Raw genomic sequence first — 18380 nt, forward strand, 5'->3', positions numbered from 1 at the left:
CTCACCCTCGATATCCGGCAGACGGGAGATCAGCTAAAGAGCGGCGCGATATCCAAGATAGTAGAACACGCTGAGACTGTTCATTGCTCCCACGCAGCAAACCGAAAAGATGGGTTAGCAGATTCATATTTCGTTGGCAAAATGCACTCAATGCGCGATGGCCTACGGGATCACCCTGTCGAGCGTAATGCTCTATGGGGTCGGCGCCACAGTAAGGAACCAATGCACAATCCGCGCATCCCGGCAGTGCCTCTGCAACACCCGCTGAAAGAATTAAATCCATGACTGAAGAAGCGAGTAGCTCGTTAAGCGGCTGACTGACATCACCTAGACGAAGTCCATCTTCTCCCATTTCCAGCAGCATCCGCGCTTCGTCCGAGGGATAGACGCTACCATCGTAATTGTACACCAGTACGCCTACTCCAGCACCAGCGGGAGAGCGAAGGTCTACATAACCTGTTGAAAAGGGGGTCAGCATATTCGTCAGTAGTAGCGAAGCATAACCTTCTGAAAGATAAGCTCCCTGAGCATTTACGTCGATAAGGTAGGTGAGTGCTTTTTTATAGAACTCGATGTAGTCGTTTACCGAATAGTCTAACCGCAACGCTGACTTTTTAGCGAAACCATAGGGACTCAATGGGCGTAGCGATATGCTGTTAAAGCCTTGAGCCACATACTCATCAATAATCGCTTCAGGATGTTGTAGGCTTTTCGCAGTCAGCGTAGTAAGTGCTGAGACTTTATCATCGCCAAGCCTTTCCCTCACTCTGCGGATACCTTCAAGAGTACGCTCGTAAGAGTCTCTAGTGGGTGTTGGTCGGTTAGTATTATGCAAAAAAGCCGGGCCATCCAAGGATGTCGAAAAATGCACATCATGCTCCTCAGCGAAGTCGAGCATTTCCTCGTTCAACGGGTGCAGAGTACTACTGATGACAAACTGGATATTGCGCTGCTCGGTTTCATTGCGTTGTCGAACAGCCTCAATCACCTGCCGAATGCGATCAAAAGCCAGAAGTGGCTCACCGCCCTGAAACTCTACCGTCAATACCGGTGACGGCGATTCAAATAAACGTTCCACAGCCAAGGCAGCATGCTCGGCGGACATATCGTGGCGAGCGTCACCTAGGGGGGCGCGTGAGACTTGGCAATACTGGCAGGTATGATTACAACGTAGCGTGACAACAAAAATATGTAGTGCGGGGCCACCAAATAAAAAGCCCTTGCGGCTACGATATTGCGCAGCCATTTCTGGTAACGGATCATGTACGCCAGGCTCATAGATAAAGTGACGCGCAAGTAAGTTACGGTACAAATCTCCATGACGATCAATCTGCTTATAGACAAGCTGATTTAACTGAGCTTCAGTTAAAAAAAAGTATTCACCTGTCTCGGCGGTAATCAAAATGTTGTCATGCTGATTACTATCTAAGCGCATGAAGCGGAAAGGTAAAAGTTGATAGCCTGATTCCTTGGTAATCAACTGACGTGCGGCGCTCAAGCAAGTGATTCCTTAAGCGCGGTACGAGCCAGTAATTCACGAATGCCGGATGTTTCTTTGTGCACCTGCTCACGCAAGGCAAAATCATTGAGCGTTCTGATCACCAAGGTGCGCGCTGCGGCTTCTGAAGGTGCAGCGGCGGGATCCGCTGGAGTCACTAAAAGATTTAAACCTGTATCGTTCGTTTGAATAAGAATCGATAGCGTATTTGCTAAAGCATAGGAAGCCTTTTGAGCCACCTGTAAGGGGTAGATCGTTGTATCAATAGCCACTGTTGATGACCAAAGCATTTGCCAATTCCGTCCATTGACTGCTAATAAGCTCGAATATTGCACTGGGCAGGCATTTTTCGCTACCTATATCTTACTTTGAGATAGCATACTTTATGCTTATTTCACAGTATGGGCCTGACACCATTTGGCATACCTATTGATTGACAGACTCTAACATAAGATGTATGCATTTACGTCTGTCACGAGCAAGCTGCTAATTGGCAAAGATGTTGCCAGGAACCCAAATATTAATAATAATTAAATTAGACTGGCTGGTTAATAAATCAATCTATTGAAATTACAAGAAAGGGCCTGCGATTTCTCGCAGGCCCTTTCCATATATTCTGGCGCGCCCAGCAGGATTCGAACCTGCGACCCCTGCCTTCGGAGGGCAGTACTCTATCCAGCTGAGCTATGGGCGCGTAGGGGGCGTATCGTACCTGTGTGGGCGAGCGCTGTCCAGCCGTGCACGCGCCGTGACGTGAGCGATTGACCGGCTTCCCCGGGCTGGGGCATGCTCGACGGGCACTGTCGCATTTCTGTTTTCGGAACCTCATAAAAAATGAAAATCTTCACGCTGAGCACACTGACCCTGGCGGTTTCACTGGCGGCGAGCACCGCCAACGCCAACGATTTCGACGACATGGACCCGATCACGCTGCGCCTGGCCCACGTGGTCAACGAGCAGGACGGTTTCCACATGGCCGCCACCAAGTTCGAGGAGCTGGTAGAGGAGCGCACGGGCGGCAAGGTCGCGATTGAGATCTACCCCAACGCGAGCCTGGGTGACGAGCGTACGCTGCTCGAGGGCATGCAGATCGGCACCGTGGACATGGGCGTGATCACCAACGGCCCGGTGGCCAACTTCGTCGAGGAGATGGCGGTGTTCGAGCTGCCGTTTCTCTTCCCCTCCCCCGAGGCCGCCTACCGCGTGCTGGACGGCGAGATCGGCCAGGAGCTTCTGGACAAACTGGGCGATGTGAACCTGAAGGGCCTGGCCTATGCCGAGCGCGGCTTTCGCAACCTGACCAACAGCGAACGCGCGGTGAACACGCCCGAGGACATGGACGGGCTTCGCATTCGCGTGATGGAGAACCCGGTCTACACCGATACCTTCCGGGCGCTGGGCGCCAACGCGGTGCCGATGGCCTGGACCGAGGCGCTCACCGCCATGCAGCAGGGCACCATCGACGGTCAGGAGAACCCGGTGAACGTGGTCTACTCCTTCAACCTGGAGGAGACGCAGAACTACATGACGCTGTCGCGCCATACCTACGCGCCGGCGCTCTTCGTGATGGGCCTGCCCGCCTGGAGCCAGCTGCCGGAAGCCGCTCAAACGGTACTGGAAGAGGCCGCCCAGGAAGCCGCGGAGTACGAGCGAGCGCTCAACGCCGACATGGAAGCCGAGCAGCTCGCCTCCCTCGAGGAGTCAGGCATGCAGATCAACGCATCACCGGACCTCGAGGCCTTCCAGGCCGCCGTCGAGCCGATCTACGAGCAGTACGGCGAGCGCTTCGGCGACTACCTGCCGCGCATTCGCGAGGCGATCGGCCAGTAAGGTTGCGTTGCCCATTGACGCCGTGTCTCGTATAGGCAAGAATGGCTCTACGACTCAACCCTGTACGCAGCGATTCAATTCGCTGGCAGTCAGGGTGAAAAAACCGGCCGATGCGCCGGTTTTTTCGTTTCAAAGGATTCAGCTTGTGCGAACCGCCTTTTTCATCGATGGGTACAACCTCTTTTACGGCTTGTTGGCCGGCACACCCTACAAGTGGCTTGACTTGCCGGGACTACTTGAAGCGATCACGCACGAAAACGATCCTGCTAGCCACCTAGTTGAGGTACATTACTTCACCTCTCCCGTTCAGCCGACCCTGGCCACAAGAGGGCTACTTTCAAAGCAGGCTCAGGATGTATACATCCGTGCGCTGAAAGCACGCGATGTCATCGTGCACTGGGGTCGTCACCGGCTAGACCATCGAAAGGCGCCTCGCTTTGTCTCTCGGGGGACTCCTGCCTCACGCCAGGATCAAGTCGACATATGGCATCTGGAAGAAAAAGAAACCGATGTGCGTATCGGCATTGCCATGTATCGTCTGGCGGCAAAGCAGTATTGGAGAACCACCTCGGAACCCCCGATTGAACAACTGGTGCTTGTATCCGGTGATACAGATATGGCGCCAGCACTGGAGGCTATTCGGGATGACTTTCCCCAATTACGTATTGGCATCATCTTGCCCCACCGCCAGGGCATTGAGCGAACGCCACCGGGGTCCCTTAGAAACAACGCCGACTGGGTTCGTCGCTATATTTCAAACAATGAGTTGATGTCAAACCAGTTCCCCAACCGAGTCCATACTCGAAAGAAACCTGCCGACAAACCCGATTACTGGTAATTGTTTCAACATCTGCCATGCAACCGTTTGGTCTGGATATACGAGTTTCTTATTGATGGGTCAAAAACGACGAGACCACCTCTCGGTGGCCTCGTCGTTTCTACGTTTCGAAGATCGCTCAGCTTAACACCTTGCCCGGGTTCAAGAGCCCCTTGGGGTCCAGCGCCAGCTTCATGCGCTTCATCAGCGCGATCTCTTCCGGGCTGCGCGACAGGCTCAGGTAGTCGCGCTTTTCAAGGCCCACGCCGTGCTCGGCGGAGATCGAGCCGCGGTAGGTCGAAAGCGTACCGTACACCTGCTCCTCGACCTCGTGACGGCTGTGCGGGCTCGGGTCGCGCACGGTGATCATGATGTGCAGGTTACCGTCGCCCAGGTGGCCGAACACCACCATCTGACCGGTCTCTGGCCACTTCGCCTTGAGCTTCTCCTCGAGGGTGGTGACGTATTCGTCCATGTGGACGATCGGCAGGCTGATGTCGAAGGAGAACATCGGGTTCAGCGCGTAGACCAGCGTCTCGATATCCTCGCGAATGTCCCAGATGCCCTGGCGCTGGGTACTGGAGTTCGCCAGTACCGCGTCGGTGATCAGCTCCTCTTCCAGCGCCTTCTCGAGCATCGCGGCGAAGGCCTCGGCGTCCTGCGCCTCGTTGGCGCCCAGGGTCTCGATGATGGCGTAGAAGGGCGAGTCGCCGGCGAGTATCTCGGCGTGCTTGGTGGCGGCACTGGTCATCAGCGCGTAGTGGTTGTTCCACAGCGCCTCGAAGGCGCTCAAGCTATTGGCGAGCTCCTTGGAGGCGAGCTGCAAGAGCCTCGTCAGGGCATCGAAGGAGGGAACCGCGACCAGCGCGGTCTGCTCGCTGGGCATCTTGGGCGCCAGACGCAGCACCGCGCGGGTGACGATACCGAGCGTGCCTTCGCTGCCGATGAAGAGCTGCTTGAGATCGAAGCCGGCGTTGTTCTTGAGCATGGTGTTCATCGAGCTGACCACGGTGCCGTCGCTCAAGACCGCCTCGAGCCCCAGCACCTGCTGGCGCATCATGCCGTAGCGAATCACGCGGATGCCGCCGGCGTTGGTGGCGATGTTGCCGCCGATGGTGCAGGAGCCGCGCGCGCCGAGATCGAGCGGGAACTGCAGATCGATCTCCTCGGCGGCTTCCTGGACCCGCTGCAGGGTCACGCCTGCCTGCACCTGCATGGTCGAGCCCGTCGCGTCGACCTCCTCGATGCGGTTCATCAGCTCCAGCGAGACCACGAGTTCGTTGGGGCTGGCGACCGCGCCGTGTACCACGCCGGTCAGGCCCCCGTGGGTCACCACCGGCTGCTTGGCGGCGTGGCAGGCGGCCATCACCTGGCTGAGCTGCTCGGTGCTTTGCGGACGAATGATCGCCATGGCCTCGCAGGGGGCCTTGGTAAACCAGTCGACGCTTCTTTGAGCGACGTCCTCACCCAGCAAAACGCCGTTCTTGCCGACGATGTTTTCAAGCTCGTCCATCAACGTGTTCATGATCGCTACCTGTCTCTTTACCTGTCGAGCGGGCCCTGCGCGGTGGCCCGCCCAATTTTTAATTTAGTCGTTTCGAATATAAAGTGATGCGACGATCGGCGCCACCCCGAACGCGGTGCCTGGCGGCCATGCAGGCTACCGCCTACGCCGGTCGCGCTCAAGCGCCATCATTCTTTCGGCTAAGGACGTCCTGGCCCACGAGGCATCGGTAGATAAAACCGATAGAGTGAAGCTCACGCGCCGATATCTATATAATGCAGCCACTCTTATAAAACAGCACCACTCTGACAACGCCTGCACACCCAAGGAGATCACGTGAATTCTCGCCTTTCGCTGCTCGAGCCCCGTTCTCGCGCCCGACATCTTGCGCTCGCCTTCGCCACCGCCGGCCTTCTCGGCCTGGGCACCGCCGCCAGTGCCGACACGCCCCAGACTTCGCTGCGCCTGGCCCACGTGGTCAACAGCGACGATACCTACCACATCGCCGCCACGCGCTTTCAGGAGATCCTCGCCGAGCGCAGCGACGGCGCGGTGAGCGTCGAGATCTTCCCCAACGCGAGCCTGGGTGACGAGCGCACCCTGCTCGAGGGCATGCAGATCGGCACCGTCGACATGGGCGTGATCACCAACGGGCCGGTGGCCAACTTCGTCGACGAGTTCTCGGTGTTCGAACTGCCGTTCCTGTTCCCCGACGCCGAGTCCGCGTACCAGGTGCTCGACGGCGAGATCGGCCAGGAGATACTCGACAAGCTCGAAGGGGTCAACCTCAAGGGTCTGGCCTTCGCCGAGCGCGGCTTTCGCAACATCACCAACAGCCGCAACCCGATCAGCGAGCCGTCGGATCTCGACGGGCTGCGCCTGCGCGTGATCGAGAACGAGGTCTACGTGGATACCTTCCGCACCCTGGGCGCCAACGCCGTGCCCATGGCCTGGACGGAAACGCTGACGGCGCTCCAGCAAGGCACCATCGACGGCCAGGAGAACCCGATCAACGCCATCTACGCCTTCAATCTGGCCGAGACGCAGGACTACCTCACCATGACGCGCCACATCTACGCGCCGGCGCTGTTCGTGATGAGCCTGCCCAAGTGGAACGCGCTGCCCGACGAGGTCCAGGCACTGGTGCAGGAGGCCGCCGTCGAGGCGTCCGCCTACGCCCGCGAGCAGAACGCCGCCACCGAAGCCGAGCAGCTCCAAGCACTGGCCGATGCCGGCATGCAGATCGTCGATTCGCCGGACCTCGACGCCTTCCGCTCTGCCGTCGCGCCGGTGTATGAGCGCTACGGCGATCAGTTCGGCGACTACCTGCCGCGTATCCAGCAGGCGCTCGAGTAGGCCGTCATGTCGATGAACTCGTCACTCGCCCCTGTCGTCTCCCTGCTGCGCGGCGTCGAGCGAGGCCTGGACGCCGTGCTCAAACCCGTGGTGTTTCTCGGTATGGCCGCGCTGATCGCGGTGATCACGCTGCAGATCGTTTCCAGAGTGTTCTTCACCGCCGCGGGCTGGACCGAGGAGCTCGCTCGTTTCCTGCTGATCTGGATCACCTTTCTGGCCGGCACGCTGGCGTTTCAGCGTGGCCACCACATCGCCGTCACCTTCGCCGTCGATGCCCTGCCGGCACGCGTCCGGCGCCTTGCCCGGGCGCTCGCCGTGCTGGCGGTGATTGCCTTTCTGATCACGCTGATCGTGATCGGCTACCGCTACATGCAGGTGCAGAGCTTCCAGAAATCCGCGTCGCTGCGCGTGCCGATGTCCTACGTCTACGCGGTGATGCCGATCAGCGCGGCGATCATGGCCTGGTACGCGCTGGTGGATCTTTTCGAGATCGTGCTGGAAGGCGAGCCGCGCAAGCCGATGGGGGAACAGACACCATGACGCTTCTTCTCTTCGGGTTGTTCTTCTTGCTCATGCTGTTGGGCGTGCCGATCGCCTTCGCCATCGGCGCAAGCTCGCTCTACGCGCTGTATCAGGGCGGCGTGCCGCTGATGGTGGTCACCCAGCAGATGTTCCAGGGCATCAACTCCTTTGCGCTGGTAGCGATTCCAATGTTCATCCTGGCCGGCGACCTGATGGCCCAGGGCCGGGTCAGCGAGCGGCTGGTGAGCTTCGCCGACTCGCTGGTGGGCTTTCTGCGCGGCGGGCTTTCGATCGTCTCGGTCATGGCAGGGATGTTCTTCGCCGCGATCTCGGGCTCGGGGGCGGCCACCACCGCCGCAGTGGGGTCGAGTCTCGTGCCGGAGCTCAAGCGCAAGGGCTACGATCCCGCTTCGGCGGCGAGCCTGATCGCCGCGAGCGGCACCATCGGCGTGGTCATCCCGCCGTCGGTGCCGATGATCATCTACGCGGTGATCGCCCAGCAGTCGGTCTCGAAGCTGTTTCTGAACGGCTTTCTGCCCGGGCTCGCCATGGGCCTCGGGCTGATGGCGATCGCTCTCGTGCAGGCCTACAAGCGCCAGTACCCCAAGGGCACGCCGTTGTCGCCCGCCACCATCTGGCGCACCTTCAAGGCGGCGAGCTGGGGGCTGATGACGCCAATCATCATTCTCGGCGGCATCTTCACCGGCATTTTCACGCCCTCGGAGGCGGCGGTGGTGGCGGTGAACTACGCGCTATTGGTGTCGCTGTTCGTCTATCGCGACCTGACGCTGCCCCAGGTGTATCGGCTCTTGCTGCGCTCGGCGATGACCACAGCGGTGATCATGCTGGTGATCGCCATGTCGGCGGTGCTGAGCTGGACGCTGTCGAGCTGGCAGGTGCCCGGTGCCATCGCGCAATCGGTGCTGTCGCTCTCGACCGACCCGCTGGTGGTGATGCTCCTGGTGGTCGCGGTGATCCTGCTCACCGGTGTATTCATCGAAACCGCCAGTGCCCTGATCATCCTGACGCCGGTGCTCCTGCCGCTGGTGCTGCAGCTCGGGATCGATCCGATCCACTTCGGCCTGATCATCGTGGTGGGGCTTTCGATCGGCATGATCACTCCGCCGGTAGCGATCAACCTGTACGTGGCCTCGTCGGTCACCCAGCTGCCGCTGGAGCGCATCACCCGGGCGATCGTGCCGTATATGCTGGGGCTGATCGGCGTGCTGCTGCTGGTGGTCTACGTGCCCATCTTCATGGGCTGGTCGGGGCGCTGAAGCGCCTGCCACGAGGGAGCCCCCAGGGGCTCCCTTTTCGTTCACGCGACCTCAATCGGCGTGACCCTCCTGCTGGTAGGCCTTGCGAAACTGCCTCGGCGTGATGTCGAAGAGCTGGTGAAAACAGCTGCGAAAGTGCGAGATGCTGACGAAACCGGTTCTTCAACGTGCTCGAAAATCGCTCTCTCATGGTGCCAGCACCTCTTCCACCGTCATCACCTCGCCACACCGGCTCAGCCGATAGCCGGGCAGCGTCTGCACCGCCTGCTGAAAAGCGTCACTCCCCAGAACGTCGAGAAACGCCTGCAGCCGCGACTCCTTCAAGGCTTGATGGCGGCAGGCAAGCAGGTAGTCCTCGGTGGCAAGCGCAATGAAATCGAGGCCGAACTTCTCGGCGCCGGCCTGCACGCCGAACCCGACATCCGCCATGCCGGCGGCCACGTAAGCGGCCACGGCGGAGTGGGTGAACTCCTCGACTTCAAAACCGCGAATGGCGGTGCTCGCCACGCCCGCCTCGTTCAGAAGACCATCGAGCAGCGAACGCGTGCCGGACGACGCCTGGCGATTGACGAAGCGCACGCCCTCAAGCGCAAGCGATGCCACGCCCTCGATGCCGAGCGGATTGTTTGGGGCCACCATCAGCCCCTGAGTGCGGGTGATGAAGCCAATCACCCGATGCTCGCGGGGGTTCAAGCGCTCGTGGTAGCTCGCACGAATGTGCTCGCCCACCGCGCCGCGCGGCAGATGAAAGCCCGCCACGTCGCAGCTGCCGCGATCGAGTGCGGCGAGCGACTCGTGAGGACTGCAGTACTGCAGATCCAGCGGCAGCGCCGTCAGGTGCTTGGGCAGAAGCTCGACGGCGAAGCCGTGGCTTGCGTACAGGCGCAGCACCGACACCGCCCCCTGCTGCTCGCGCGCGATGGCGAGATTGAGCTCCGAGCCGAGGCTTTCGAGCTGCGGCCCCAGCCGTGCCACGGCGCGCTGCTCCGCCCATAGAAGCTTGTCACCCAGCGGCGTTAGCTGCGCGCCGCGACCGCGCTGAAGTTCGACCAGCGCCACGCCGAAAAACGCGTTGCCTTGGCGCAATACGCTCCACGCATGCCGATATGAGATACCCACGTCCTCGGCGGCCTGGGTCAACTTGCCTCGTCGATGAACCGCGCCCAGCAGGCGAAGGAGCTGTAAATCCAGCTGATTGCCCGCATCGTCGCGAAAGCACCAGGAGGGAAGCACGGTGATTTTCTTCATTGGCAGCATCTTTCATATTTTGTCGTTATAGGCTTGATGCTAGCGTGACATTAACCGTGGTGCACGCCTTTTCAAATCGACTTAAAATAAGCATCAGCGTGCATATTTATAACAAACAATCCGCACCGGGAGAGACATCATGAAGCCGTCTCCAGAGTGGTCGTCAGCGTCGATTCAAGCCGAGATCGATGCGTTCAAGCACAAGCCCGGCGCGCTGCTGCCGATTCTTCACGCCCTGCAGGACCGCTTCGGCTTCATTCCGACCGATGCGATTTCCCTGATCGCCGCATCGCTTCAGCAGACCCGCGCCGAAATCCACGGCGTGATCAGCTTCTACCACCATTTTCGTACCGCTCCTCCGGGGCGCCACGTGGTGCAGATCTGCCGCGCCGAGGCGTGTCAGTCGGTGGGTGGGCGCCAACTCGAAGCCCACGCCAAGGCGCGCCTGGGCGTGGATTACTACCAGACCACGCCGGATCGCGAGATCACGTTAGAAGCCGTTTATTGTCTGGGCAACTGCGCCTGTGGCCCGTCGATTCGCGTCGACGACCAGGTGCGCGGACGCGTGACCGAGGAAGCCTTCGATGAACTGCTCGACGAGCTGCAGACCCGGCCGTTGGAGGTGAGCGCATGAGCATTCGCGTTTTCGTTCCCCGCGACACGACGGCCCTGTCACTGGGCGCTGACGCCGTGGCGAAGCGCCTAGCGCGCGAGGCCGCCGCTCGCCACGAAGGCATCGACATCGTGCGCAACGGCTCCCGCGGGCTTTTCTGGCTCGAGCCGCTGGTCGAGGTCGAAACGCCCAAGGGCCGCGTCGCTTATGGCCCGGTCACGCCCTCTGATGTGCCGGCGCTGCTCGACAGTGGCCTGCTCGAAGGCGGCGTCGGCCATCCGCTGGCGCTCGGCCCGGTGGATGAAATCGACTATCTGGCCCGCCAGCAGCGCCTCACCTTTGCGCGCATCGGCGTGACCGACCCGCTGTCGCTCGACGAATACCGCGCCCACCGGGGCTTTGCCGGGCTCGAGGCGGCGCTTGCGCTTTCGCCCCAGGCCATCGTCGATGAAGTGAAGGCTTCCGGGCTTCGTGGGCGCGGCGGCGCGGCGTTTCCTACCGGCATCAAGTGGCAGACCGTGCTTAACGCGCAGGCGGATCGAAAGTACATCGTCTGCAACGCCGACGAAGGCGACTCCGGCACCTTCGCCGACCGGCTCGCCATGGAGTGCGACCCGTTCATGCTGATCGAGGGCATGACCATCGCCGGGCTCGCCGTGGGTGCCACTCAGGGTTACATCTACCTGCGCTCGGAGTACCCGCTGGCGAAGGAAATACTGGATGAGGCGATCCTGCGCGCCGAGGCAGAGGGTTACCTGGGCGACGATATCCGCGACAGCGGCCGCGCCTTCCACCTGGAAGTGCGCCTGGGCGCCGGCGCCTACATCTGTGGCGAAGAGACGTCGCTGCTGGAAAGCCTCGAAGGCAAGCGGGGGCTGGTGCGCTTCAAACCGCCGCTGCCCGCCATCGAGGGCCTGTTTGGCCAACCCACCGTGGTCAACAACGTACTGTCGCTCGCCGCGGTGCCGTTCATCCTGGCCGAAGGCGGCCAGGCCTACGCGCAATACGGCATGGGCCGTTCCAAGGGCACGCTGGCGCTACAGCTGGCGGGCAACGTCAAGCGCGGCGGGCTCGTGGAGCTCGCCTTCGGCACCACCCTGCGCACGCTGATGGAGGAGTTCGGCGGTGGCACCCTGAGCGGGCGGCCGCTGCGCGCGGTGCAGGTGGGCGGGCCGCTGTGCGCCTATCTGCCGGAAAGCCAGTGGGACATGCCGCTCGATTACGAAACCTTCGCTTCGGTCGGCGCGGGCGTGGTCATGTTCGACGACCGCGTCGACATGGCCGAGCAGGCGCGCTTTTCGATGGAGTTCTGCAAGGCGGAATCCTGCGGCAAGTGCACGCCGTGCCGGATCGGCTCGACCCGCGGCGTCGAGGTGATCGACCGCATCCGCAAAGGCGAGAATCGCGTGGCCAACCTCGCGCTGCTCGCTGATCTTTGCGAGACGATGGTGGACGGTTCGCTGTGCGCCATGGGCGGCATGACCCCCTTCCCGGTGCAGAGCGCGCTCAGGCACTTTTCCGAGGACTTCCAGCGTCCGGCCAGCGGAGAACACGCATGATTGAACATTTCGACCCCCGTCGTCAGACCAACGGCGTCGATTTCAGCAAGGCCGATTTCAGCAAGGACTATGGCACCCCCGCGGCCCGCCCGGGCGCGGCCTCGGTCAGCGTCGAAATCGACGGCGTACGCTTGAGCGTGCCGGAAGGCACCTCGGTGCTGCGCGCCGCCGCCCTTGCCGATATCAGCATCCCGAAGCTCTGCGCCACCGACAGCCTCGAGGCGTTCGGCTCCTGCCGGCTCTGCGCGGTCGAGATCGAAGGCCGCCGGGGCCTTCCGGCGTCGTGCACCACGCCGGTGGTGGAAGGCATGAAGGTGACCACCCAAAACGCGCGGCTGGCGAAGCTTCGCCGGGGCGTGATGGAGCTCTACATTTCTGACCACCCGCTGGATTGCCTGACCTGCCCGGCCAACGGCGACTGCGAGCTTCAGGACATGGCGGGCAGCGTCGGGCTTCGCGAGGTACGCTACGGCTTCGAGGGCGAAAACCACCTCGCCGAGCAGAAAGACACCTCCAACCCCTATTTCACCTTCGATCCGAGCAAGTGCATCGTCTGCTCGCGCTGCGTACGCGCCTGCGAGGAGGTGCAGGGCACCTTTGCGCTGACCATCGACGGGCGCGGCTTCGACTCGAAAGTGGCCGCCGGTCAGGACGAGGCGTTCATGGACTCGGACTGCGTCTCGTGTGGGGCCTGCGTACAGGCCTGCCCGACCGCCACACTCATGGACAACAGCGTGATCGACCACGGCGTGCCGGATCGAAGCGTGGTGACCACCTGCGCCTACTGCGGTGTAGGCTGCTCCTTCGAAGCCCAGATGAAGGGCGACAAGCTCGTGCGCATGGTGCCCTACAAGGGCGGCGACGCCAACCACGGCCACTCCTGCGTGAAGGGGCGCTTCGCCTTCGGCTACGCCTCGCACCCGGACCGCCTGACCACGCCGATGATTCGCGATTCCATCGACCAGCCCTGGCGCGAAGCGAGCTGGGAAGAGGCGATCGGCTTCGCCGCCCAGCGCTTGAAGGCGATCCAGGCGGAGCACGGCCGTGAAAGCATCGGCGGCATCACCTCCTCGCGCTGCACCAACGAGGAAACCTATCTGGTGCAGAAGCTGATCCGCGCGGCCTTCGGCAATAACAACACCGACACCTGCGCCCGGGTGTGTCACTCGCCCACCGGCTACGGCTTGAAGACCACGATGGGCGAATCCGCCGGCACCCAGACGTTTGATTCGGTGATGAAGGCCGACGCCATCATCGTCATCGGCGCCAATCCCACCGACGCCCACCCGGTGTTCGGCTCGATGATGCGCAAGCGCCTGCGCCAGGGGGCGAAGCTGATCGTCGCCGACCCACGCCGCATCGATCTTTTGAAAACGCCGCACCTGAATGAGGCCCAGCACCTGCCGCTGCGCCCGGGCACTAACGTCGCGCTGGTCAACGCCCTGGCTCACGTGGTGATCACCGAAGGCCTAGAGGATACCGGCTTCGTCGCCAGACGCTGCGACACGGATGCCTACCAGCGCTGGCGCGCGTTCATCAGTGAGCCGCGCCACAGCCCCGAGGCGTCCGAGATGATTACCGGCGTACCGTCGGAGGCGGTACGTCGCGCCGCACGCACCTACGCCACCGCTCCCAACGGCGCGATCTACTACGGTCTCGGTGTCACCGAGCACAGCCAGGGCTCGACCATGGTGATGGGCATCGCCAACCTCGCCATGGCCACCGGCAACATCGGCCGCGAAGGCGTGGGCGTGAACCCCTTGCGCGGTCAGAACAACGTGCAGGGCTCGTGTGACATGGGCTCCTTCCCCCACGAGCTTCCGGGCTACCAGCACGTGGCGGACCCCATCGCCCGCGGGCGCTTCGAAGCCAGGTGGGGTGTAGCGCTCGACGACGAGCCGGGACTGCGCATTCCCAACATGTTCGATGCCGCGATCGAAGGCACCTTCAAGGCGCTCTACGTGCAGGGCGAAGACATTGCCCAGTCCGACCCTAACACCCAGCACGTCGAGGCGGCGCTGCGCTCGCTGGACTGCCTGATCGTGCAGGATATTTTCCTCAACGAAACCGCCAAGTTCGCCCACGTGCTGCTGCCGGGCTCGAGCTTTCTGGAAAAGGACGGCACCTTCACCAACGCCGAGCGGCGCATCAACCGCGTGCGCAAGGTGACCCCGCCGGTGGCCGGCAAGCAGGACTGGGAAGTCACTCAGGATCTCGCCAACGCCTTGGGCTACCCGATGAACTACGCCCACCCGTCCGAGATCATGGACGAGATCGCAGCGCTTGCACCGAGCTTTGCAGGCGTCAGCTACGAAAAGCTCGAGCAATATGGCAGCCTCCAGTGGCCCTGCAACGATGCGAACCCTCGCGGCATGCCGACCATGCACGCGATCGACTTCCCGATTGGCCTTGGCCGCTTTGCGATCACCGAGTACGTGGCCACCGAAGAGCGCACCAACCGCCGCTTCCCGCTGCTGCTTACCACCGGGCGGATCTTGAGCCAGTACAACGTCGGCGCCCAGACGAGGCGCACCCACAACCAGCACTGGCATGACGAGGACGTGCTGGAGCTGCACCCGTCTGATGCTGAGGTGCGTGGCGTGAGTGACGGTGACTGGCTCGGCATCACCAGCCGCTCGGGTCAGACGGTATTGCGTGCTAGGCTTAGCGAACGCATGCAGCCCGGCGTGGTCTACACCACCTTCCACCACCCGGGCAGCGGTGCCAACGTGATCACGACCGACAACTCGGACTGGGCCACCAACTGCCCGGAATACAAGGTGACCGCCGTGCAGGTAGAAAAAGTCAGCCAGCCTTCGGCTTGGCAGCAGCGCTTCAGCGCCTTCGACCAGACCCAGAAGAACCACCTCGAAAGCGCCCGACAGGAGACGCCGTGAGCGCGTACGAAAGCGAGGAAATCGCCCTGGCGCACCTGCTGGTCGAGGTGCGCCGCCAAGCGGGTGAGTGGCAGGGCAATGTCGGTGAGGACGCCCTGGCCGAGGAAGTGCCGGTGGCGCTGATCTACAACGGCATCTCCCATGCGGTGATGATGGCAAGCCCCAGCGAACTTCTCGATCTGGCGCTGGGGTTCAGCCTGACCGAAGGAATCATCGCCCACGTTCACGAGTGCTACGACTGGGAAGTGCGCGAGGAGCCAAACGGCCTGGCGGTTCATCTGACCATCGCCACCCAGCGACTCGCCGCTCTCAAGGAGCGCCGGCGCAGCACCACCGGGCGCACCGGCTGCGGACTGTGCGGTACCGAGGCGCTCGACCAGGCGATCCGTCCGATTCCCCAGGTTCAGGCGCCGACGGTCGATGATACCGCCATCGCCCGCGCGCTCGAGGCGTTCGCCGCGCACCAGCCGCTCAAGGCTGCCACCGGCGCGGTGCATGGGGCGGCCTGGTGCAGCCTGGAAGGCGAGATTCTCTGCGTGCGCGAGGACGTGGGACGCCACAATGCGCTGGACAAGCTGATCGGCGCGCTGGCCTGCAGCGAGACAGCGCTCGAGCGCGGCTTCGTGCTGGTCTCGAGCCGCGCCAGCTACGAAATGGTGCACAAGTGCGCCAGCGCCAGCATCGGCGCGCTCGTCGCCGTCTCGGCGGCCACGGCCCTGGCGGTGTCCCAGGCTCGCTCAGCGAACCTGCTGCTCGTCGGGTTCGCCCGCCCCAACCGGCACGTGATCTACCACCGGCCCGCACTTCACCAAGGAGAAGCGTCATGTCCGCCCACCCAGACGACAACCTGATCAGCATGCTCAACCAGATCGCCCTCAACCTGGGCGGTGGCCGCGACGAGGAGAGCGCCGCGACGGCTACCTGCCGCCATGTCGAGACGTTCTGGGCCCGGCCGATGAAGCAGCGCCTAATGGCAAGCCTCGCCCGGCCGGAAACGGGCCTTTCGGCCACGGCCCATCGCGCCGCCACGCTGCTGGCAAAGCGCCAGGAAGAGCGTCGCACCGGCTGAATATCGCCCTTTCGTGCGGGCAGATACGCTCAAGATCGCGGTCACTTGACGGCAATAAGCTTCAAAATCGCAGAATAAATAGTTATTTATAACCCAGATTAAGGTCATTGAGGAGCAGAGGGTCCACTGTACAGAGGTGGCGGTCAGGGACGACCCGCTCGTACAGGGACGTACCCCACCGTTTTGGCTGCTCTGCCCATTCAACCGCCTGGACAGAGCGGCCGTTTTATTACCTGCCGGCGCTTACTGCGCTGCACGCGTCTCGCGACGCTCCTCCAGCATTCCCTTGTCCAGAATGAAGCGGATGATCTCCTCGAGCCCCACGCCATCGTAGAGATTGGTGAACACGAAGGGTCGCTCGCCGCGCATCTTTTTCGAGTCCCGCTCCATGACCTCCAGTGAGGCGTGTACCTGCTCGGCGATGTCGATCTTGTTGATGATCAGCAGATCGGACTTGGTGATGCCCGGCCCGCCCTTGCGGGGAATCTTGTCGCCGGCGGAAACGTCGATCACGTAGAGGGTGAGATCGGAAAGCTCCGGGCTGAAGGTGGCGGAGAGGTTATCGCCGCCGGACTCGACCAGCACGAGTTCGAGGCCCGGGTGGCGCCCCTGCAGCTCGTCGATCGCCGCCAGGTTCATCGAGGCGTCCTCGCGAATGGCAGTGTGCGGGCAGCCACCGGTCTCCACACCCAGAATCCGATCCGAGGCCAGCGCGTCGTGCTTGAGCAGAAAATCCGCATCCTCGCGGGTGTAGATGTCGTTGGTCACCACGGCGATATCGTAATGGTCACGCAGTGCCAGGCAGAGCTGCTTCAACAGCGCCGTCTTGCCGGAACCGACCGGGCCACCGACCCCTACGCGTAAACAGTGTGTCATGTTGTTCTCCTGTATCGATCGAATCAACTTCTGAACAGTCGGGAATATTGGGTTTCGTGCAGCGCGCTTGCCAGCGCAACGCCAGGCAGCGCCGGGCCGAGCTCACCGTCATCAAGCGAGAACGCCTCGTCCACCGCGCTGGAGAGCGTTGGGCGTAACCGCTCGATGAGGCGCTGGGCGCTGGTGTGACCCAGCGGTAGCGCCTTGCAGGCCACCGCCAACTGGTTTTCGAGCCACGCCCAGCCAAAGCCGAGCATCGCCTGGCGCGGGCTCACGCCGCGTGTAAAGGCGGTGTAAGCGAAAAGCGTTACGTAACCAGCGGGGCGCGGTAGCCAATGCTCTTGGGGCAACAGCGCAAGGCTTGCCAGAAGACGCTCGAGGGCGGCCCCGAGCCTTGCGTCCTCGGCGGCGAGCTCGGCGGTTTCGCGGCTGGCGGCAAGCCAGCCGTCCCACTCGGCCACGCTTTCGCCGTCGAACTTTTCGAAAGCCTCATAAAGGCGCGCGATCACCGGCAGCTCACAGCGGGTCAGGCCGTCGTCGAGCACGCCTGCAAGCCACTCGGCCAGACTCTTCTCATCACTCACCCAGCCAAGCTCGAAGGCGCTCTCGAGCCCCTGGGAGAAGGCAAAGGCGCCGATCGGCAGCGCCGGACTGACCAGTTGCAAAAGCCCGAGCAGCGACAGATCGTCTTGAACCTCAGTGGCCATGGGTATGGTCGTGGTCATGATCGTGGTGATGCTCGTGAGCCGCCTCTGGCGCTTCCCGGTCGTGGTAGACGTGGTCGTGGGCATGGGCGTGGCCGAGCTGCTGGTAGGCGCCGGGCTCCGGGTCGAAGGTGTCGTCATGACGTTCGAGGCGTGCGCCCAGAAGCCCCGCGAGCTCTTCGAGCACGTGATCCGGCGGGAAGCGCACCCAGCCGCCCTTCTCGTCCTCGCCCAGCGCCAGCTGCACGTGGCGGTTGCCCAAGTGGTAGGCGAGCCGCGCCAGCGGCAGGCCCGGGGTCACACGGGCGGTGACCACCGGCTCGATGGCGGCGCACACCCGTATTACCGTGCCATCCTCGGCCTTTAAGCCATCACCGTCGCGCAGCACTGGGCCACGGTCGAGAAACAGCCCCAAGGCTTTTCCGGAATCGCTTTCAGCTTTCAGACGCCCGCGAATACGCAGCTCGAAGGGCAGCGTCAGAGTATCGTTGGCGGCGCTTTCGTCGATGGGGCCGAGGCGTTCTATCAGTTTCAACATGTTCTCTTCCTTATGCGATCCGTGAAGGCTGTGCCGGGGGTAGGTCGTAGAGAGGGTCTTTTGCCATGGATG

General features: G+C 62.2%; 17 protein-coding genes, 1 tRNA gene and 1 pseudogene. 10 read left to right on the forward strand and 9 right to left on the reverse strand.

Going from position 1 to position 18380, the window contains the following annotated elements; all coding sequences use genetic code 11:
* Position 1 precedes the first annotated feature (1 nt).
* From hxsB to GEV37_RS09000, 3 genes are all read right to left on the reverse strand, one after another.
* The gene (gene hxsB / locus GEV37_RS08990; protein ID WP_227389907.1) at positions 2 to 1498 is read right to left on the reverse strand and encodes a His-Xaa-Ser system radical SAM maturase HxsB; all 1497 of its coding nucleotides are present in this window, start codon (positions 1496 to 1498) and stop codon (positions 2 to 4) included.
* A complete protein-coding gene (gene hxsD / locus GEV37_RS08995; RefSeq protein ID WP_227389908.1) occupies positions 1495 to 1788 on the reverse strand; it encodes a His-Xaa-Ser system protein HxsD in 294 nt (97 codons plus the stop codon). The genes hxsB and hxsD overlap by 4 nt, the downstream gene beginning before the upstream one ends.
* Positions 1789 to 2115: 327 nt before the next feature.
* A tRNA-Arg gene (locus GEV37_RS09000) sits at positions 2116 to 2192 on the reverse strand.
* 140 nt (positions 2193 to 2332) lie between these two features.
* On the opposite strand from GEV37_RS09000, the gene GEV37_RS09005 reads away from it, so the two are divergent.
* Together GEV37_RS09005 and GEV37_RS09010 are read left to right on the forward strand one after the other, a co-directional pair.
* Positions 2333 to 3328 carry a TRAP transporter substrate-binding protein gene (locus GEV37_RS09005; protein WP_227389909.1) on the forward strand — a complete coding sequence of 332 codons (996 nt, stop codon included), beginning with the start codon at positions 2333 to 2335 and terminating at the stop codon, positions 3326 to 3328.
* Between the two features lie 94 nt (positions 3329 to 3422).
* The gene (locus GEV37_RS09010; protein WP_227389910.1) at positions 3423 to 4166 is read left to right on the forward strand and encodes an NYN domain-containing protein; all 744 of its coding nucleotides are present in this window, start codon (positions 3423 to 3425) and stop codon (positions 4164 to 4166) included.
* A 118-nt stretch (positions 4167 to 4284) separates the two neighbouring features.
* On the opposite strand, the gene GEV37_RS09015 is transcribed toward GEV37_RS09010, so the two are convergent.
* Complete coding sequence (locus tag GEV37_RS09015) at positions 4285 to 5670, reverse strand: FAD-binding oxidoreductase (RefSeq protein ID WP_227389911.1); 1386 nt, start codon at positions 5668 to 5670, stop codon at positions 4285 to 4287.
* A gap of 333 nt (positions 5671 to 6003) precedes the next feature.
* Between GEV37_RS09015 and GEV37_RS09020 the strand changes: the two genes are divergently transcribed.
* From GEV37_RS09020 to GEV37_RS09030, 3 genes are read left to right on the forward strand one after another with little or no spacing between them, the layout of a single operon-like run.
* On the forward strand, positions 6004 to 7005 hold the full coding sequence (locus GEV37_RS09020) for a TRAP transporter substrate-binding protein (RefSeq protein WP_386111437.1): 1002 nt from the start codon (positions 6004 to 6006) through the stop codon (positions 7003 to 7005).
* Between the two features lie 12 nt (positions 7006 to 7017).
* Positions 7018 to 7545, forward strand: a complete 528-nt coding sequence (locus GEV37_RS09025) for a TRAP transporter small permease (RefSeq protein ID WP_227390129.1) — start codon at positions 7018 to 7020, stop codon at positions 7543 to 7545.
* Positions 7542 to 8804 (forward strand): TRAP transporter large permease, encoded by a 1263-nt coding sequence (locus GEV37_RS09030; protein WP_227389912.1) that lies wholly within the window; start codon positions 7542 to 7544, stop codon positions 8802 to 8804. Before GEV37_RS09025 ends, GEV37_RS09030 begins: the two co-directional genes overlap by 4 nt.
* Positions 8805 to 8855: 51 nt before the next feature.
* On the opposite strand, the pseudogene GEV37_RS09035 reads toward GEV37_RS09030, so the two are convergent.
* Positions 8856 to 8951 (reverse strand): annotated as a pseudogene (locus GEV37_RS09035) (hypothetical protein); the annotation flags it as partial.
* A 39-nt stretch (positions 8952 to 8990) separates the two neighbouring features.
* Positions 8991 to 10052 carry a substrate-binding domain-containing protein gene (locus GEV37_RS09040; protein ID WP_227389913.1) on the reverse strand — a complete coding sequence of 354 codons (1062 nt, stop codon included), beginning with the start codon at positions 10050 to 10052 and terminating at the stop codon, positions 8991 to 8993.
* A 139-nt stretch (positions 10053 to 10191) separates the two neighbouring features.
* On the opposite strand from GEV37_RS09040, the gene GEV37_RS09045 reads away from it, so the two are divergent.
* From GEV37_RS09045 to GEV37_RS09065, 5 genes are read left to right on the forward strand one after another with little or no spacing between them, the layout of a single operon-like run.
* A complete protein-coding gene (locus GEV37_RS09045) occupies positions 10192 to 10686 on the forward strand; it encodes a formate dehydrogenase subunit gamma (RefSeq protein WP_227389914.1) in 495 nt (164 codons plus the stop codon).
* Positions 10683 to 12224 carry a formate dehydrogenase beta subunit gene (locus GEV37_RS09050; RefSeq protein ID WP_227389915.1) on the forward strand — a complete coding sequence of 514 codons (1542 nt, stop codon included), beginning with the start codon at positions 10683 to 10685 and terminating at the stop codon, positions 12222 to 12224. The genes GEV37_RS09045 and GEV37_RS09050 overlap by 4 nt, the downstream gene beginning before the upstream one ends.
* Positions 12221 to 15121, forward strand: coding sequence for a formate dehydrogenase subunit alpha (gene fdhF / locus GEV37_RS09055; RefSeq protein ID WP_227389916.1), 2901 nt, complete (start codon positions 12221 to 12223; stop codon positions 15119 to 15121). The genes GEV37_RS09050 and fdhF overlap by 4 nt, the downstream gene beginning before the upstream one ends.
* Positions 15118 to 15972, forward strand: a complete 855-nt coding sequence (gene fdhD / locus GEV37_RS09060) for a formate dehydrogenase accessory sulfurtransferase FdhD (protein WP_227389917.1) — start codon at positions 15118 to 15120, stop codon at positions 15970 to 15972. The genes fdhF and fdhD overlap by 4 nt, the downstream gene beginning before the upstream one ends.
* Positions 15945 to 16190, forward strand: coding sequence for a formate dehydrogenase subunit delta (locus tag GEV37_RS09065; RefSeq protein WP_227389918.1), 246 nt, complete (start codon positions 15945 to 15947; stop codon positions 16188 to 16190). Before fdhD ends, GEV37_RS09065 begins: the two co-directional genes overlap by 28 nt.
* Positions 16191 to 16433: 243 nt before the next feature.
* Here GEV37_RS09065 and ureG read toward each other — a convergent pair whose 3' ends face one another.
* The 3 genes from ureG to ureE are packed head-to-tail and all read right to left on the reverse strand — an operon-like array spanning position 16434 to position 18308.
* Complete coding sequence (ureG, locus tag GEV37_RS09070) at positions 16434 to 17066, reverse strand: urease accessory protein UreG (RefSeq protein WP_227389919.1); 633 nt, start codon at positions 17064 to 17066, stop codon at positions 16434 to 16436.
* A 23-nt stretch (positions 17067 to 17089) separates the two neighbouring features.
* Entirely contained in the window at positions 17090 to 17773 is a 684-nt protein-coding gene (locus GEV37_RS09075) for an urease accessory protein UreF (RefSeq protein ID WP_227389920.1), read from the reverse strand.
* Positions 17763 to 18308 carry an urease accessory protein UreE gene (gene ureE / locus GEV37_RS09080; RefSeq protein WP_227389921.1) on the reverse strand — a complete coding sequence of 182 codons (546 nt, stop codon included), beginning with the start codon at positions 18306 to 18308 and terminating at the stop codon, positions 17763 to 17765. The genes GEV37_RS09075 and ureE overlap by 11 nt, the downstream gene beginning before the upstream one ends.
* Positions 18309 to 18380 lie beyond the last annotated feature (72 nt).

Origin of the sequence: Vreelandella malpeensis (assembly GCF_020622355.1) — a bacterium.
Lineage (GTDB): Bacteria > Pseudomonadota > Gammaproteobacteria > Pseudomonadales > Halomonadaceae > Vreelandella > Vreelandella malpeensis.

Bases quoted from the DNA above. Each gene is read 5' to 3' on its own strand.
- GEV37_RS09075 (WP_227389920.1), bottom strand. From the start codon at position 17,773: ATGGCCACTGAGGTTCAAGACGATCTGTCGCTGCTCGGGCTTTTGCAA.
- GEV37_RS09065 (WP_227389918.1), top strand. From the start codon at position 15,945: ATGTCCGCCCACCCAGACGACAACCTGATCAGCATGCTCAACCAGATC.
- GEV37_RS09040 (WP_227389913.1), bottom strand. From the start codon at position 10,052: ATGAAGAAAATCACCGTGCTTCCCTCCTGGTGCTTTCGCGACGATGCG.
- hxsD (WP_227389908.1), bottom strand. From the start codon at position 1,788: ATGCTTTGGTCATCAACAGTGGCTATTGATACAACGATCTACCCCTTA.
- GEV37_RS09005 (WP_227389909.1), top strand. From the start codon at position 2,333: ATGAAAATCTTCACGCTGAGCACACTGACCCTGGCGGTTTCACTGGCG.
- GEV37_RS09045 (WP_227389914.1), top strand. From the start codon at position 10,192: ATGAAGCCGTCTCCAGAGTGGTCGTCAGCGTCGATTCAAGCCGAGATC.
- GEV37_RS09030 (WP_227389912.1), top strand. From the start codon at position 7,542: ATGACGCTTCTTCTCTTCGGGTTGTTCTTCTTGCTCATGCTGTTGGGC.
- ureE (WP_227389921.1), bottom strand. From the start codon at position 18,308: ATGTTGAAACTGATAGAACGCCTCGGCCCCATCGACGAAAGCGCCGCC.
- ureG (WP_227389919.1), bottom strand. From the start codon at position 17,066: ATGACACACTGTTTACGCGTAGGGGTCGGTGGCCCGGTCGGTTCCGGC.
- GEV37_RS09015 (WP_227389911.1), bottom strand. From the start codon at position 5,670: ATGAACACGTTGATGGACGAGCTTGAAAACATCGTCGGCAAGAACGGC.
- GEV37_RS09050 (WP_227389915.1), top strand. From the start codon at position 10,683: ATGAGCATTCGCGTTTTCGTTCCCCGCGACACGACGGCCCTGTCACTG.
- fdhF (WP_227389916.1), top strand. From the start codon at position 12,221: ATGATTGAACATTTCGACCCCCGTCGTCAGACCAACGGCGTCGATTTC.
- GEV37_RS09025 (WP_227390129.1), top strand. From the start codon at position 7,018: ATGAACTCGTCACTCGCCCCTGTCGTCTCCCTGCTGCGCGGCGTCGAG.